Source organism: Dyella tabacisoli (assembly GCF_003350925.1).
In the GTDB taxonomy this organism is placed as follows: domain Bacteria; phylum Pseudomonadota; class Gammaproteobacteria; order Xanthomonadales; family Rhodanobacteraceae; genus Dyella_C; species Dyella_C tabacisoli.
The window spans coordinates 418,182-433,674 of record NZ_KZ857177.1 but is presented as its reverse complement, the minus strand read 5'-3'; the positions used below and the strand labels follow the sequence as shown (position 1 = coordinate 433,674).

Sequence of the window (15,493 nt, the reverse complement as noted above, 5' to 3'; positions counted from 1 at the left end):
AGCTAAGCCCAGCAACGCCTGACCGGCTTTGCCGATCCAATCCATCAGAGCATCCCTAAGGATTGAACGCTTGCAGCTCGCGCAATACAACGCTTAGCCGCATGGCGATCCCCGTCTTGACGGTGGCGGAGGTGCCGGCTTGCAGGTACAGATTCACGTTGTCGGGTATTTTCGCCAGGATGGTATAGAAATTGCGCGCCGACGTCGTACGCAAAAGACTGAAACCGGTTTTGTCTCTGATCTCATTCTTGATATTCAGTAGCTTATCCACATCCGCATTGCCGCCGGCCAACTCGGCGCGGATAGCGACAATGGATTCCGGCGCTACAGGCCCTTTATTGAACTTGGCCCTTCCGTTCCAATTGGCGGAATTGGCGATCGCGGTGAGTCTGACCATCAGCGGCGGCAGCGCGTCGATAGCCGTATGCATGTCGGCATAGCGCGTCGCTGGATTGTAGGCAACGCCGAAGTGCGGCAGGAAATCCATGATTTCATGCATGGTGTGGTACGGCAGAGAGCGATGGTCATAGTCCTTGCGCCAGAACGCCATGATCGACTGGGCGACGGTGGCGATTTCCGCCGGATCGGCAAGCGCCTGCTCGGCCAGGCGCATCATCCGCGCAGCGGTATAGGAGTGCCTGGCCCACATGGGAATCTGATGGGTACGGGCATAGGTAAAGCTGGCGTGCTGCTCTTCATTGGCGGGTCTTACCACTTTGCCGGTAGCCAATTCGCGCGCTAGCGGGTCGCGACCGATGACGGTGCTGGACGGCCGCACGTAAGCGGCCCTGCCGCCCAGATTCGTACTCTGAAAATTGACGAATGCCTCGAATCCGCCGCCGGCGGTTTCATCGAGCAGACCTTGGCCATGAGTCCCGCTGCCGGCCATGAAATATTTCGTCACGTCGTGCAATGTCGCGATCTTGTCGCGCATCGAATAATTCTGGGGGTTTTGCAGGACCGGATAGAACCGTGGCGGAATCGGACGTCCATCCGCAATGCGGGTATGGTTGAACCAGTTGGAATAATCGGCCCAATGAGTGCCGGCCGGAGTCACCGTATTGAGTTGGTTCCTGATATTCGCGTGGCCGCCCAAGGTGCCGATCCAGACATCGATCTTGCGCAACAAGGTATTGAGATGAGTTTCGACTATCGGACTGACATAGACCTCGTTGGCTAGACGCTTTTCCTGACGCCGGCCTTCCTTCGAGGAAACCCAGCCATAGATCGCCATCGCCAGATCGCGGTAATTGGTATAGACGCGGGCTTGCTGCTTGCGGCCAAAAGCAGTGTTCCTACTGGTCGGGGCCAGTTCCCCCTGATTGTCTTCTATCCACTTTTTTAGCTGCCGGGTGACCAGGCCACCGACATCCGCGTGCAGAAAGGTATAGGCCGTATTCTCCAGCGATCCCAGCGGATAGTTGACGAGCGAAACCGCGGCCAACATATCCGCATAGACGGTTGCGGTTTCGGTATCGATATTGGTGCCATTGGTTTTTACGTCATCGGTAAAGTCGAAACCGTTGACAATCAGATAACGCTGGACGACGTTTTGCCCGCTGCCGAAGCTAGCCGGCGCACGGTTGGCCTGGCCGTCCGTTTTCAACTGTAAGGCACGTGTGCCCATCGCATCGGCTTCCCGTTCGAGCGCGGGATCGTCGTTGATCGATACTCCTTTGGCCTGCATGGTCGGTTTCACGCGGCCCATGCGTTGCTGCACCACATGCCAGGCCTCATGCGGCAGGTGCTTCTCTTCGCCTCGGGCCAGATGGATGTCCCCGCCTTGCGCGTAGGCCAGGGCGTTCAATTGTGCCGGCCAGGGCGATGCGTAGTGCACGCGCACACCGCTCATATCCACCCCGGATAGCGACTCGACACCCGAGCGCAACCCGTCCGGCAATGCCTGCCCTGCCCCGGCCGAAGCACGCTGCAGCACACTGGTTGTGTAGTGCAACCCCGGCGAAGCAGCAATGATTTGCCCGACGGGTGCCGGCGCAAGGCGTTGAACGGGCTCCGTCCCGGCAGGTTTTTTTGCGACCTGGATATGCATTGGCTTGGTAACCATGCCACGGCTCCACCATAGATGTTCAGTTGGATGATTGCCCGACGAGAATCGATTGCGGCCTAGTCGTCCTCGGCCCAGGCGAAATCGCCGACCGCAAAAACCTTGCCCAGCTTGTCGTACTCCCGCTCTACCGCTCGCAACAGATGATCCATGCCCACCGCCTGATGCTCCGCCGCCGCGTAGAAGGCGGCGCGCAGCGCGATGTTGTTGATATTGCCGCCGCTCAAGCTCGCCTTTTCGGCCAGCAATTCAAAGTCCACATTGTCGGCCAGCGGTGCGCCGGGCGGAAAAGCCTTGTGCCACAGTTGGCGGCGTTGCAACACACCTGGAAAGGGGTATTCGATCATGAACTTGAAGCGCCGGGTAAAGGCTTTGTCCATGTTGGTCAGTAGATTGGTGGAAAGAATCACGATGCCCGGATACGTCTCGATACGCTGCAATAAATAGCCGGTCTGCAAATTGGCATAGCGATCGTGCGCGTCATGGGTTTCGGTGCGCTTGGAGAACAGACTCTCTGCCTCGTCGAAAAACAGCACCACGTTCATCGACTCGGCCTGATCGAAAAGCTGTGCCAGGTGCTTTTCGGTATCGCCAATGTATTTGCTGAGCACATTGGCCAAGTCCACCCGATACAAACCGAGATTCAATTCGTTGGCGACGATCGAAGCCGCCATGGTCTTGCCGGTGCCGGAGGGGCCGTAGAACAGCATGCAAAGATTGCGGCTGTTTGCGTTGTACCGGTCGAAGCCCCATTGCTCGATCACTTGATGGCGGTGCTGCACATGCTTCAGCACCTCTTCCAGCCAGCCTCTTGTGGCTGCCGGCAACACGATGTCATCCAGGCGGTAGCGTGTCTTTACCTCTTCGGCCACGCTGAACTGCTCGCTTACGCTGGCATCGCGACAGGCCTCCAGCAGCAGGCTGTCATCGTGGGTTGTCGCGGCCTCCAACAGGCGACGGCTGCCCACTTCTTTCAGCACGGAATCGATCTGCGTCTCGGTGAACAAATAACTGTTGACCAGCTTGTCGAGCAATGCATCCGATAGCGTCAGCGCATGGCGCTGCGCACCGGCTTGCCAGATGCGCCGGCGTAGCTGGGCATCCGGCATGGGCACCTGGATCAGCAGCGGCGTCACCGTATGCCGCGCAAAATGGTGCGCATGTTCGCTCAAGACTCGCGCCGGGCCATTGAGCGCGACCACATAACGCTGACTCTCCAGCAGCGTGTCCAGGATTCCCTCGAACTGGGCGCGCGACTCGTCATCGGCCGCATTGCCACTCAGGCGTTGGCAGTCGGTCAACACCAGCACCCGATTGCATAGCAGCGCATCGCGGCACAGCAGGCGCAGCCGTTCGAGTGTGACCGCCTGCCCAGCACCGCCGCGCCCGATCAACTGGCTGGCGTCCAATCGCACGCATCCCATATGCAACGGGGCGAAGATCGCTGCGCACAATCGTTCCAGCATGCGCGCATCCGGCCCTTGCAACTGCAATACAAACGCGGCGGTGGCTGGTGCTGCCGCACCGCAGCGTGCGATGAAGCGCTCGGCCCATTGGCGGGTTTCGGTACTGATGAGCAACTCGCTCAAGCTATCCGTACTGACCAGTTCGGGCAGTGCTTCGTTGAGCCTGAGCTGCGGAGCTGCGCGTCCGCACAAGTAAGCTGCCAACGTCGGATCGATCCGCAAGCCACCGCTGAGGCGAAGTACGTCGCAGCGCGGATCAAGTTCGAGTACGCACCAGCGCCGCAACGCGCTATCCATCAACAAAGCCGATTGCAATGCTTCTCGCTCGCTGCTCAGCAAATGAACGGCGGCCGAGAGCGGCAGCCTGGCTTCAGCCACCTCTTCGCCGTCGGAGAATGCCGTCAGCACGGCACGGTACTCGGCGTCGAGATCCGGCAGCAGCGCTATCAGTACCAGTTGTTGTTCCAGCGCAGTCAATTGAAACAACTGCGCCAGGTGAATCCATGGAATAAAACAATCTTTCGCGATGCTGGCATGCATACGGCTTTCGAGTTGCTGCCATGCCATGACCAAGGCGGCATCGACATCGCGCGTGTGCCGCTCGCGCGAGGCGAGCCTGCGTAGCGCGAGCGGTCCTTGAGCATCCGGCGCAGGCGGCGTTTGCCGTTGGTAAGTCGCGCGCTCGATCAGCAGGTCGGCGTAACGGCACAGCTCTCCGAGGAAGGCCGTGTTGTCGGTAAAGGCCGGCGCGGCGCGGGCCATCAGGCCGCCCTCTGGGTAACTGAGCGTGCAAAATCCACCAACAGCACCAGCCTGTCGTGCACACCCTCATTCCACGCCTCGTGTTCCACAGTGTCGTCGAACAAGAGGCAGCGTCCGGCTTGCCAGGATCGGCGTTCGCCGCCGACGCGCAGACCGCAGCCGGCAGGCACCTGCAGCGCCAGATGCAGGCGCAATACCGCGCTCGTATAACCCACGTGAGGAAGAATGCGAGTGCCGGCCGCCATCCGCGAAAAACCGGCATTGACCACACCGGTCAATTGGCCCAACAAGATGGCCGTGCGCGGGCAGAACACGCAGTTTTCCATCAGTGCCTGCGTATCCGCGTATAAGCCGTATACGTCCCAACCCCGGTTGTAGAGCGCCGGCTCCGGCCACGCTGTGAATTCATGGTGCGGCAACGCCAGGCATTCGGCGCGTATCGTCAGCCAGTGCGCTTCCAGCGTGGCGGCCGCAGACAGCGTGGCAGTGGGATAGAACATGGTCGTCACCCGAAGAGCCGGTGGCGCAGCGGCCACCGCTCTGTGCCGATACATGTATCAGCGGGATGCATCGCCATTCACCTGGGTGCCACTTACCTGGGCCGGGTCCTGCGTGCCATTGCCGACCAGACGCACCAGTGCGCGTGTTAACAGACGCAACTGCATGTTGTCGAAGGTAATGCCGGTGACCTTTTGCAGATGCTGCAGGAACAGATTGATATGGGTGCGAATCAGGTTGATGTCGTTGCGATTGGTCTCGTTGTCGTTGATGGTGACCAGCGCGCGTACAGCGCTGTCGAGCAACGCCTTCTCTGCCGCGGTGTATTGGCGGCTGGTGACCTGACCAAAGGTCTCGATGAGGTCGGCGATGCTCTTCGGATCGACGCGATTGTCCAGCGGCGTGCCTGGCGGTGCGGCCGAGCAGACGATTTTTTGCAGGCTCTTGACGAAATCCGCGCGTGCCGCCGGCGCGGCGTCCATCTTGGTCGCATCGCCAAGAATTTGCGTCAGGTCGACTGTCCGCTGATCGATCTCGCGTTGCGCCTCGGACAACGACAGCGGCTGCAGTCCGTTGGAGGTCAGACGTGAACGCTGCGCCTGGATGAAATGCAGCGGATCGATCGCCGGGATGGCATCGGTCACCCGCTGTGCCATCGGCTTGGCCGCAGCTACGGTTGATTGTGTATTGCTGGGTCCAAGCGGCACCCAGTACGCCTCGATAGCGGCTGCTTTTATCAACGACGTATTCGTGGTGAACACTAGTCGCCACGTTTCACCGTTGCGCACCGGAACGCACAACGAGGCAGATTGCTGCAGGTTATAGGTATCGGTTCCGTGCTTGCCGGACGAGGTAATGATCTGCGTCGTGCTGGCCGACGCATAGACCTTGCTGGTACTGGAACCACCTGCATCGAACGTTTCACACGACAGCGCACCGGCATACAAGGTCGAAGCGTCGAAGGGGCCCAGCGTAGCCACGACAAAGCCATCCGTATGAACCTGCTGATATTGGACGGGGACGGCCGTGCTGATATTGATAGCGGTACGGCTTCCGATCGCTGTTACGTTGCCACTGGCGTCCACCATCACACCCGATACGCTCAATGCATTGGCCTGCAGCGAGCCGCCGGAAACGAGCCCGGTCACGTTGGCGCTGGCAGCTTGCAGTTGCAGCCCCGCGATCAAATTACCGGTCGCGTGCGCATCACCGCCTATTTCGAGCAGGCTTTTGCCGGTACTGACGCCGATCACGACATTGCTTTGCGTCACACTCAGCAGCGGTGTGGTGTCATTGGGCCCCACCATCAGCACGGTACCGTCCTTGCCGGCACCGGTAATCGACGCCCATTGTTTGACCGTCAGCGTATTGGCGACGAGTTTGTCGAACGTGCTGGTACCGCTGAAATCCACATCGCCGTTGACTTGCAGTGCGTAGGCAGGGTTTAGCTGGTCGAGCGTCAAGTTGATCGCGATGCTATTGGATTGCGCCGGGGGATAGCTCGATCCGTTGCTCACCAGCAGCATCGCCGGTGGCGGTGGTGGATCGTCGGTCAATATGGCATTGCTTTGAAACACGCCGATCAGCGCCGGTGCGACCATATAGGCCGAAATATTGGCCGGAATCGGCAGCCCCGTGTTGTTGATTAATTGCAGATGGGTGTCGTCGATCACCTTCTGTACCAGCCATTGATTCTGGTTACCCGGCGTGGTCTTGGGCTTGAACTCGGCGATCATCAGCCAATCGCCCTGCTTCAGATCTTTGGTGAATTGGGTACCTACGCCGGTAACCGTCGCGCCACTGCTGCTGATGGTGCCCGTGCCCGGTTTGGCTCCGGGCACCGCATTGGCTCCGGGCACGGTATTGATGGTGGCTGCGGCAGGCGTTATCAGTTGGGCGCTGCCGGGTATCGCGGCGCTGCCAGATGGCAGATATTGAAAATCCGATTGCTGGATGATCGTGGGAAATTGATCGATCAGCTCCAGTTGCAGGTCGCTGGTTATGGTCTTGATCTGCTGCCATTGCTGCATCAGGCTGCCCAGCACGATGCTGTCGCCCAGGCTTACCTGCGTCTTGAAAGCGGTCTGCGTGCCGATGAGTTTAGACAGGTCGGTGGCATCGGCCGATACCGAGCCGGCACCGATGAAGCCCGTTCCGGTACCCACGCTCAGAGACCCGAGCGGATCGGTCATCTGCACACCGACGTTGCCTTCGTTGTAGTAGATGGCGCTGTACGCCGAGGCAACGTTTTGCTTGGTCCAGTAGCTGAGAATCGGCAGGTTTTGCAGCATGCTGCCATTGCCCTGGAACGATTGCGCCTTGACGATGCCGTTGCACGTGAAGCTATCGGCAAGCAAGCTGCCGTTGACGTCCAAAGTGGCCCTTGGCTCGATATCGGTATCGAGCGCAATGCCGACGCTACGGCTGCTGCTGATCTTGAGCGCGGCCGGGCCGGCCTTGCCGCTCTGCACGGCCGATTGCACACCCAGCCCCACCGTGCCATCGCCATCGATGCGCAACAACTGGCCGACGGCTCCAGCGGAGAAACTCGCCAGCGTCGCGCGGATATAACTGTACGAGCAAGGCAGCAGCAAATCCTCCTGGAAGGCCTGTGCGATCTGATAGCCGCCAGGGTCGCTGGTGGCGCTTTCGATCACCGCCTGACGCGGTTGCAGCGGCGCGGCCCCCACCGGCAACTCGGGAGTCACGATATCGCCCGGTTGCAATAGCGGATAAATCGGTATCTGCAGCGTCAGTAGCTTGCCCTGCGTAACGAGCTTGCCGACCCCCTTGCTGGTAATGCGCTCGACTTGCAGATTGGCTTGCGGCTGGTCCACCCCGATGCCCAGATTGCCGCGCGTCGTGAGCATGCCGGTGAAATGACTGCGATGGGCCTGCACCTCCATATAGTCGGCCAGACCGCTGCTTTCCTTGATCGCTTTGAGCTCAATACCCGACCAGGCCTGGCCGGCCGTGTCATCTATACCGGTGCCTGCTTGCTGGTTGATGCCGCTGCCTTCGGTGACCAGCTCCAGTACGCCCAGCCGTGACCCGACATAGCGCCGTTCGAACTGGCCCGATTTGAAGGTCAGCGTATTGATGCCGCCTTGCGATGAGAAATTCACCACCGCCAGCAGAATATTGATGCCCGGCTCCTGCAAGGTGCGCAAATACTCCAGCACCGGCTGCTGCACGATGCGCTTGTATCCGGGTACGCCGCTTTCCACGGTGTAATCGGCATAAACCTCGTGGTAGCGGATGGTCAGATAAACCGTCGAGCCGACCGGTACGCCATCGAGCTTCAGCACTCGTGCCGCGGTAAGCACGATCTGCCGTCCCAGTTGGTCGATCGCCATGCCCGCGCTTACGGTCACCTGATTGGATTGGCTACCGGCCTGCCAGCTCACCTCCAAGCCAGTGGCGATGCCCCATGTGCGCAGACTGCTGTTGAGCAGTGCCAGCATCTCCATGTTGTATTGCTGCTCGCACTCGAAATCGGCGGTAAGCAGCGACTCACCCGAGAAATAATGGGTGCGGGAAATCGGTGGACGATTGTTCTCAGACATAAGCCAGCCAATTGACGGAAATGGTTTCGGCGCTGTCGGCGACAGGCGCAAGCACCGCCGTCAGCGTCAGCGTGAATTGAGCTGGGCGCACATCGCTTACCGACGTGGCATAAGGCAAGTTGCCCCGCACGGTCACGAACACTTGCGGGATTCGATCAAAAGCCGCTGTCTGCTGTGCGTGGTAATAGACGACCTGCGACACGCTGTCTCCCTGCTTGCGTAGATTGGCGCCACTAATATCGACTACGCCATCGCGGCTTTGCGCAGACCGCGACGAAGGTGCGGCATCGGGTTCCATCGAACTCAGATTGGCGGGTAGGCGCGTATCCACTGGCGTGCGCAGATCCTTCAATGAATCGACACCGCCGTTAACGATGTTTATTTGCGCCAGCAAGATGCTGTTGGCGGGCAATTGATCGATGCTGTTCGCCACGTACAGGGCGCCCGCCATATTCACGGTGTAGGGCATGCCGTTGACTGGCGTCGGTACCAACGGATAAGCCAAGCCCAGATAGCTGGGATTAGTGGCGGTGCTGGGTACGGTGATCGTGGTGCCCGCACCCTCGGGCAGTATCACGAAATGCCCTGCCCCATCGAAGCCCGCGCCGGTCGTCACGCTCAAGTTGTTGCCGGAAGGATTGCTCGCCGACAAACCACTCAATACACCGGGCGTATATAAAAGCTCGTTTTGTAATTGCAGCCAGTTGACCAGATAGTTCTGCGCCGTCGTCATTTCGCCGGCTGTGAGAAACATGCCGTCCTGGTACAGCAAGGTATAGGCCGTATCTGCATTGATCGTCGGAGTCGGTGCAGGAGGCGGCGCGTTCTTTACTGCGGGCACCGGCAGCGGATCAGATGGTGGAGTGTGGGACTTTGTCATAGAGTTGGCGTCTTGGTACCGAGAACGGCATTGAGGTTGAGTTGCGGTCGATAGGGATCGGGCAGCAAGCACATGCCGCCCAGGATTTGTAGCTGGTAGCGGCTGGCGGCCGGCTTGACCGCTTCGACCAATGTGGTGAGCTGAGCCAGCAAGGTCTGTACTTGCTGCGCGCCGGCGGTATCGAGGATCTTCTGGGCATCGCCATAAGCGGGCAACACCACCTGCAGCAGAAACAGCCAGGGGGCGTAGCCCGATACCAACGGCGCTCCGGGCAGATACGCGCAATTCAAAGTAAAGGTATTCGCCGTGCCGGCGTCTTTGTTCACCATGATCGACGGCGGCGTGGGGTTGAGTACATTGATGCTCAACGGCCCCATGACGGGCGGCGAGCGCGGCGGTGTATAGCAATGCACTGACAAAGGTAAATCGAGTACCAGGTTCAACAGCATGCTCATGCCTTGCGCGGTACCGCGCAGCCGATACAGCGCCATGATTTCGGCGATGACCAGACGCTTCTTGTCGAGCGTCCAGCCATGGTCCAGCACCAGGTTCACCCAGCTCGCCAACCAGTCGAGAAACTCGTTCAACCACGCCATGAAATCGGCCTGCCAGCCCCCGCCCCCCGCCAGCGGCGAGGCCACATAGCCGGCCAGGGGATCGGACCGCGCGGGCACACCGATGTAGCTGTCGAACAAGGCCAGAATCGCGTCCTGCTCGGCAGTGGGCAACCCGGAAATCGGCGGAATGAAATCGTGATCGCTCTTGGGAAACAGGAAACTGAAGCGGCTATAAAACAGATTGCCGACCACCCCGGCGGCGAGCAACTCCTGGATGCCACGCCGTCCGTCGAGTGTCTGGTCGTCCAATCCGCTAAGCAGTTTCTCGAAGATGCGCAGATAGCGCGCAAGAAAACCATCGCCGGACTTGGCCAACACTCCGGGCAGATAGCGCAGGTAGCTTGAATCGGCGACGAGCTGGCCCTTGTCGCTCATGCGGCGCTCCTGGCGTATAAATCCAGGCAGCGCACTTGCGGCAATCCGTAGTAGAAGTTCGCGGCCGGTCCGGGCGGCAGGTCGGCAATCAAGAAATTGACCCCCACTTGCGCATACGTGGGCAATTGCGCCGTGGGCAGATAAGTCAGATCGATGTTTTCCAGCGCCGCCACGCCGGGTACGCCTTCGATCAGCAGTTGCAGATTTTCCAGCACCGGCGGCTGGTTGTAACGCCAGCCGGCAACGGGTTGAAAGTAAGCGAACAGGAGCGCCAACAACGCATCGAGCACGGTGCCGACCAGTACGTTCGGCAGGCAACGCACGGCCACCCGTACATTGATCTCGGTAAGCTGGGCGGCCCACACATTGACCCGACTGCCCAGCAATACTCGCGGCGCCAGATACGTGCTGACGCTGTTCAGCAGCTTGCTCTGGGCGGTGGCTGCGCTTTGCGCATCGCTGCCGCTGGGCTTTTGCAGCAGCAATACGCGCCGCAATCCACCCAGCGCATCGGGTATGGCTGTATTGGGATAAGGCGGAAACTGATACGCCCACCTCGCATCGCTGAGAATGTACAGGCTGGTCGCCTCGTCGCGCACCAATGCATCGGCCCGCTGCACCAGCAGCGGCACCGGCTTGGGATTGCCCGCCTTGGCCTGTTGCGCCGCGATCATCTGGTTGGTTTCAAGCGCCAGCGCCTCTGCGTCGCTGCACGATAGCGCCAGATAGGGTTGCGCCAGGTAATCCAGCACGGCGTGCTGCAAGGGCGCTCGGGTCAGCGGTTCGCCCGCATCCACCTCCGCCAGTACCGCGCGCAATCGCTGAAAAGCGAAATCGTAGTTGGTAATCGCAGACTGACTGTAGGCGGTGTTGTTTGATGCCAAGGCCAGGCCAAGCACCTCGCGCAGAAAATTCTGCTGCGTCTCGATCGGTATCGCGTTGGCCTGATACAACAACGATTCGCCGATCCAGCACAGCATTTGCAACAGCGTGATGCCGGGATCCGAATCATTGAAATCAGTCCACAACGAACTGAACTGCGGAATGCGCCGGATCAGCTCGGCCTGCAGCGCGGCACTGTTGCGGGTGTCCAGATCGGGCAGTTCGAAAGCCATTGCGCTACCTCACCGATCCGCTGATGTAGGCGAGCACGACGGCAGTACCCGACACCGGCACTTGACCCGGTGTCAACGCAATATCGCCACCTTGCTCGCCATTCAGCGACAGCCCGGCCACCGCTGTCACGCGCGGATCGTTGCGCAGCATCTTGCTTAGCTGGGCGGCTTGCACGGTTTGCCCGAAGGCCCAGCCCTGCCCGTCCGGGCCACCAAACACCGGCTGCAGAAATGCCTGTAATTGCTGCGCCAGATCTTGCTGCACGGCGAGGCGCTGATCCGCCGCCACGTTCACCGCCACCTGCGCTACCACGTCTATTGCCACGTAGTCTGGCTCGCAGCAGTAGATGCGCGGCGCCAGGGCCGCCAGGCAGCGTGAACGCAAATAGACGGCCACTTCGTCGAGCAGCGCAGGCGGCGCATACGGTTGTGCCGCTTGCGAAAGAGCCAGCACACCGACCGCAATGCGTCCATCCGCGGCGAGTACCGCGCGCGCGCGACTCACCGCCGGGCTCGCGGCACGCCCCAATGTGTCGAGATCGGCCAATTGCACGGCACGGTTATTGGCTTTCACCTGTGCCGGCGCGGCGAGCTGCAGATCGGCCACGCTGTCGCCGTTGACGCCACCCTGGGCCGGCGCCGGGTTGGTCACCGCGGCAATCGCGTTAAAGCTGGGGCGCAGTACGGTCAGCCGATCAGCCGCTACGTTGCCCATAAGCCCCTGGGTATATTGATAGCGCGTGGCGATGATGTTGTTGTAGCCGCGCGGTGGAATCATGCCGTTATGGCCGTCGCCGAAGGCAATCAGGCCGTTTTCACTATCGAGCGTATACACCCGTGCGGCGGGCCCGCTGAAGCTGAAAGTGTCCACCTGCTGCCAACGGCGCAACACGGTGCCGCCGCTGGCGACCGTCGTACTGGGCGGCGTGACGCTGAAGGTCAGATCGTCACCGCTCGGCGTCGAATCGGGCTCCATGCCGGCCGGCTCGGCCACATCCAGCTCCAGCCCGGCCAGCACCGGGGTATAGCTCAACTGGAACACCTGGGCGGGTTGTTCGTTGCTTGAGCCCAGCGTTTCGTCCAGCACCGTGCTGCGATTGCCGGCCATGACGGTATTGGGATAGACGCCGTATACGCACACGTCCTGAGTCGGATGCGGATTCTGTATGCGCAGCCAGCATGCCTGTTGCGAATACAGCGTGGCGGCACGCAGATCGTCGGGTACGGTAAAGCTGACGATGCCCGAACGCGTCAGCCCCATCGTGCCGTCATCCACTGGCAACGCGAGCCAATGGCTGCCGTCGTAGTACTCCCATGACAGCGGCGGTGCGGGGTCGGCGTATTCCTGCGACAAGTAGAAGTACAACGTCAGCTTGCGGCCCAGCGTATAGCGGCTGAAATCCTCCGGCACAAAACCCAGGTTGCAGCAGGTGTAGCGATCCTCCACCGGCTTGAATGGGCTGAACAGAAATCGGCTCAATGCAAAGGCGTTGTATGACCACAAACTCTTGGGTATGGCGGTATAGGCGTAACTCAATTGCAACGACTGGATATAAGGCGGCGCATAGCTGCTGGGCGTGTAGCTGTAAGAAAAGTTCACCCCCTCCACATCGTTGAGATAGGCCGTTACTTGATCTTTCTGTTGTTGCGAAAGGATCGAATCGGGGACCGCCTCAATGCTCGCGCTCACGCCCTGCGTGGTGATGCCGCCGATATCGCCGTAACCACCCGAGGCGATCACCGCGCGTATCCACCGCCCCTCGGCACCGACCACCGTCGTGGGTTTAATGTCCGGGCACAGAAACGTCACGCAGGTCGGACCCGATGGATTGTTGTTGCGCAAAGCATCGGTGGTATCGGCAAAGCGGTAGGCGCTTACCTGCGCCGAGGTCGCATTGAAAGATTGCCAGGCCGAACCATCCCAGAACTGCCAATACAGCGTGACCGGATAATCGGTTGCCACATCGCTCAAGACAAAGTTGAGGCTGATCTCAGCGCCCTGCCGCGCGAACAGGCTATCGCTGCGCACATAGAAGGCATCTTCTACCGCCGGTGTCTGCCCGAACGGATAGACGCCATTGCGGATATTTACCTGCACTGGCCCCGAGGCCGCCTGATCGGGCTGGATACCGTCACCCGATAAGGTGCAGCTCAATCCGGTGATGACCGGCAATTGACTTGCCAGGGCGTTGATGACCCGCACCAGGGGCGCCGGCTGCACCAGCAACCAGTATTGCGGCGGTTGGGCGGCGGCGTCCGTATCGGCGGTGAATCCGCTTGCGCGTCCATCGGCGGCATACAGCTCCACTTCCAACTGCGCCAGCGTGAGCGGGCCGGCGGTGGGCGGTTGGGTGAGCTGCGCCGTGAGCTGCAGCCCACCGGACGAACCGACGACCGTAGCGGCCAGCGGCTTGAGTGCGCCGTCCGCCCATTGCTCGAAATACTCGGAAGAGAGCTGCGCACCCGTCAGATTCACGGTAATGCGTTGCAAAGAGGGATCGGGTTTGAACAACTCCGGGTCGCCCAGCATGAACCAGTGCGATAGCGGTATTTCGATCGCATCGTCTTCTTGCGCCAGGAAGAGCGGCACGGCTCGTTGCACGCCTGTATTGAGCGCCAGCGCATCGAATGCATTGATGTAGCGATCCTGCGACGGAATGATCGTCAGCAAGGCACTTAATGACGCAGGCACCACCAGCAACGACTGATCGGTCTGAAAACGAATGTCCTGGGTGGGGGCATCCAGCACGGCACTGTCGCGCGGCAGGTCGAACGGCGGCTGTCCCGGTTGCAGCGTAAAGGTGAGCGGAGCCTGGGCGGCTAACGGTGGGCGCAACTGCAAATTGAGAAATTGATAAAAGGCCAGTTGTCGCTGGTCAGGTATCTGGTTCTCCATCTCGCCGATATAGCGCGCCAGCAGGGAGAACAACTTGAGCAGTACCAGTCCGGGGTCCTGGTTGACATCCTCTGCATCGGGCTCTTGGGTAAGCCATGGCGCGGTCCAATCCTGCGTATACACGCGCGCCAGATCCAGGGCCTCTTGATAGAACTGCCCGGTGCTGCGGAAATCGAGGATGGGATCGGTCATGGTTGCGCCTCGGGCCTACGGTGCTTGCTCCTCGCTCAGCAGCTCCTCCAATACCGTGATGGCGCCGCTGATGCGCAGCATCGTGTTCTGCAAATCGCGGGTGCGTTGCTCCAATGCACGCAGTTGCGCCTGGCCGGCTTCGTACTCCTGCCGCAGCACGGCGATACGCTGTTCGATACGACTGGGGGAGTGCTCGTTGTTGATGGGCAGTTCGTGCAGCGTCATGCGGTTACTCCTTGCGGCGATCAGCCCTTCAAATAAAAGGGATAGACCAGGTTGTCGGGACGGTTGCGATCGCGAATCAGATAGTCGACGGTGATTTGCATGCATTGCGGTTGCGATGGATCGATGGTGGCCGCGACGCCGACGACCTGAACGCGCGGCTCCCATTCTTCCAGTGCTTCTCTTACGTAGAGCTGGGCCAGGCTGAAGGTGGAAGCGTTGCCGGCCGCGAACACCAGCTCGTTGATACGGCAACCGAACGCCGGCAGCATCACCCGCTCGCCCGGCGCCGTCTGCAGGATCAGCAGGATCGCTTCGCGGATATCCTCGGCATCGGCAGCGAAACACACGCGCCCACCCTGTACGTGTACAGGAAACGCCCAGCCACGGCCGAGAAAATCGACGCCTAAATTGCGGATCGTGTTCATCCGATCAATACACTCGCGGCACCGGCAACCACCACCACCGGTATCGGCGCCTGTGGCCCGGCAGGCGGCACGTCGTGGCAGGTTTCACAAAAATCGCCCGCGCGTGCCGCACCACGGCCGTTGATACGCACGGTGGTGCTGGCCAGAATCACGCGCCCCATATTGGTCGGCGGCACCTGGAACGGACCGCCCTGCGGTATATGAGGCGGCATGTTCTGCGCCATCGAGCCCAGCAGCGCGGCCGGACGCCCGTTGATCTGTACATTGGCGCTGACACTGAGTTCGATCTTGCCGTTGAATGGACACGGCTGCGGCGTAGGCACCGGCCCACCGGGCGAGGACACCAGGACGATATGGATATCGGCTGCGTTGACGATGCTGTCGCCGAAGCGTGCGGCAGGTTTTCCCATG

The 15,493-nt window shown here is 60.4% G+C and carries 11 protein-coding genes; all 11 read right to left on the bottom strand.

Annotation, left to right across the window (positions count from 1 at the left end; all coding sequences use genetic code 11):
• Positions 1–55: 55 nt before the first annotated feature.
• Genes DVJ77_RS13830 through DVJ77_RS13780 form a run of 11 tightly spaced genes read right to left on the bottom strand, consistent with a single transcriptional unit; the run spans position 56 to position 15,492 of the window.
• A complete protein-coding gene (locus tag DVJ77_RS13830; RefSeq protein WP_114846073.1) occupies positions 56–2,065 on the bottom strand; it encodes an eCIS core domain-containing protein in 2,010 nt (669 codons plus the stop codon).
• 59 nt (positions 2,066–2,124) lie between these two features.
• Positions 2,125–4,293: an ATP-binding protein gene (locus tag DVJ77_RS13825; protein ID WP_114846072.1), complete on the bottom strand. Its 2,169-nt coding sequence runs from the start codon at positions 4,291–4,293 to the stop codon at positions 2,125–2,127.
• Complete coding sequence (locus tag DVJ77_RS13820) at positions 4,293–4,793, bottom strand: aspartyl/asparaginyl beta-hydroxylase domain-containing protein (protein ID WP_114846071.1); 501 nt, start codon at positions 4,791–4,793, stop codon at positions 4,293–4,295. Before DVJ77_RS13820 ends, DVJ77_RS13825 begins: the two co-directional genes overlap by 1 nt.
• Before the next feature lie 57 nt (positions 4,794–4,850).
• Complete coding sequence (locus DVJ77_RS13815; protein WP_114846070.1) at positions 4,851–8,357, bottom strand: hypothetical protein; 3,507 nt, start codon at positions 8,355–8,357, stop codon at positions 4,851–4,853.
• The gene (locus DVJ77_RS13810; RefSeq protein WP_162791488.1) at positions 8,350–9,237 is read right to left on the bottom strand and encodes an H-type lectin domain-containing protein; all 888 of its coding nucleotides are present in this window, start codon (positions 9,235–9,237) and stop codon (positions 8,350–8,352) included. Before DVJ77_RS13810 ends, DVJ77_RS13815 begins: the two co-directional genes overlap by 8 nt.
• Positions 9,234–10,229, bottom strand: a complete 996-nt coding sequence (locus DVJ77_RS13805) for a phage tail protein (RefSeq protein WP_114846068.1) — start codon at positions 10,227–10,229, stop codon at positions 9,234–9,236. The genes DVJ77_RS13810 and DVJ77_RS13805 overlap by 4 nt, the downstream gene beginning before the upstream one ends.
• Entirely contained in the window at positions 10,226–11,344 is a 1,119-nt protein-coding gene (locus DVJ77_RS13800) for a hypothetical protein (protein ID WP_114846067.1), read from the bottom strand. The genes DVJ77_RS13805 and DVJ77_RS13800 overlap by 4 nt, the downstream gene beginning before the upstream one ends.
• 4 nt (positions 11,345–11,348) lie before the next feature.
• Complete coding sequence (locus tag DVJ77_RS13795) at positions 11,349–14,432, bottom strand: putative baseplate assembly protein (RefSeq protein WP_114846066.1); 3,084 nt, start codon at positions 14,430–14,432, stop codon at positions 11,349–11,351.
• A 15-nt stretch (positions 14,433–14,447) separates the two neighbouring features.
• Entirely contained in the window at positions 14,448–14,657 is a 210-nt protein-coding gene (locus DVJ77_RS13790; RefSeq protein ID WP_114846065.1) for a hypothetical protein, read from the bottom strand.
• A gap of 20 nt (positions 14,658–14,677) precedes the next feature.
• Positions 14,678–15,082, bottom strand: coding sequence for a GPW/gp25 family protein (locus DVJ77_RS13785; protein WP_114846064.1), 405 nt, complete (start codon positions 15,080–15,082; stop codon positions 14,678–14,680).
• Positions 15,079–15,492 (bottom strand): PAAR domain-containing protein, encoded by a 414-nt coding sequence (locus tag DVJ77_RS13780; RefSeq protein WP_114846063.1) that lies wholly within the window; start codon positions 15,490–15,492, stop codon positions 15,079–15,081. The genes DVJ77_RS13785 and DVJ77_RS13780 overlap by 4 nt, the downstream gene beginning before the upstream one ends.
• Position 15,493: the final 1 nt, after the last annotated feature.

What these genes read in the sequence shown, in the direction of transcription:
- DVJ77_RS13830 (WP_114846073.1), bottom strand. Translation starts at nt 2,065, where the DNA reads ATGGTTACCAAGCCAATGCATATCCAGGTCGCAAAAAAACCTGCCGGG.
- DVJ77_RS13825 (WP_114846072.1), bottom strand. Translation starts at nt 4,293, where the DNA reads ATGGCCCGCGCCGCGCCGGCCTTTACCGACAACACGGCCTTCCTCGGA.
- DVJ77_RS13820 (WP_114846071.1), bottom strand. Translation starts at nt 4,793, where the DNA reads ATGTTCTATCCCACTGCCACGCTGTCTGCGGCCGCCACGCTGGAAGCG.
- DVJ77_RS13815 (WP_114846070.1), bottom strand. Translation starts at nt 8,357, where the DNA reads ATGTCTGAGAACAATCGTCCACCGATTTCCCGCACCCATTATTTCTCG.
- DVJ77_RS13810 (WP_162791488.1), bottom strand. Translation starts at nt 9,237, where the DNA reads ATGACAAAGTCCCACACTCCACCATCTGATCCGCTGCCGGTGCCCGCA.
- DVJ77_RS13805 (WP_114846068.1), bottom strand. Translation starts at nt 10,229, where the DNA reads ATGAGCGACAAGGGCCAGCTCGTCGCCGATTCAAGCTACCTGCGCTAT.
- DVJ77_RS13800 (WP_114846067.1), bottom strand. Translation starts at nt 11,344, where the DNA reads ATGGCTTTCGAACTGCCCGATCTGGACACCCGCAACAGTGCCGCGCTG.
- DVJ77_RS13795 (WP_114846066.1), bottom strand. Translation starts at nt 14,432, where the DNA reads ATGACCGATCCCATCCTCGATTTCCGCAGCACCGGGCAGTTCTATCAA.
- DVJ77_RS13790 (WP_114846065.1), bottom strand. Translation starts at nt 14,657, where the DNA reads ATGACGCTGCACGAACTGCCCATCAACAACGAGCACTCCCCCAGTCGT.
- DVJ77_RS13785 (WP_114846064.1), bottom strand. Translation starts at nt 15,082, where the DNA reads ATGAACACGATCCGCAATTTAGGCGTCGATTTTCTCGGCCGTGGCTGG.
- DVJ77_RS13780 (WP_114846063.1), bottom strand. Translation starts at nt 15,492, where the DNA reads ATGGGAAAACCTGCCGCACGCTTCGGCGACAGCATCGTCAACGCAGCC.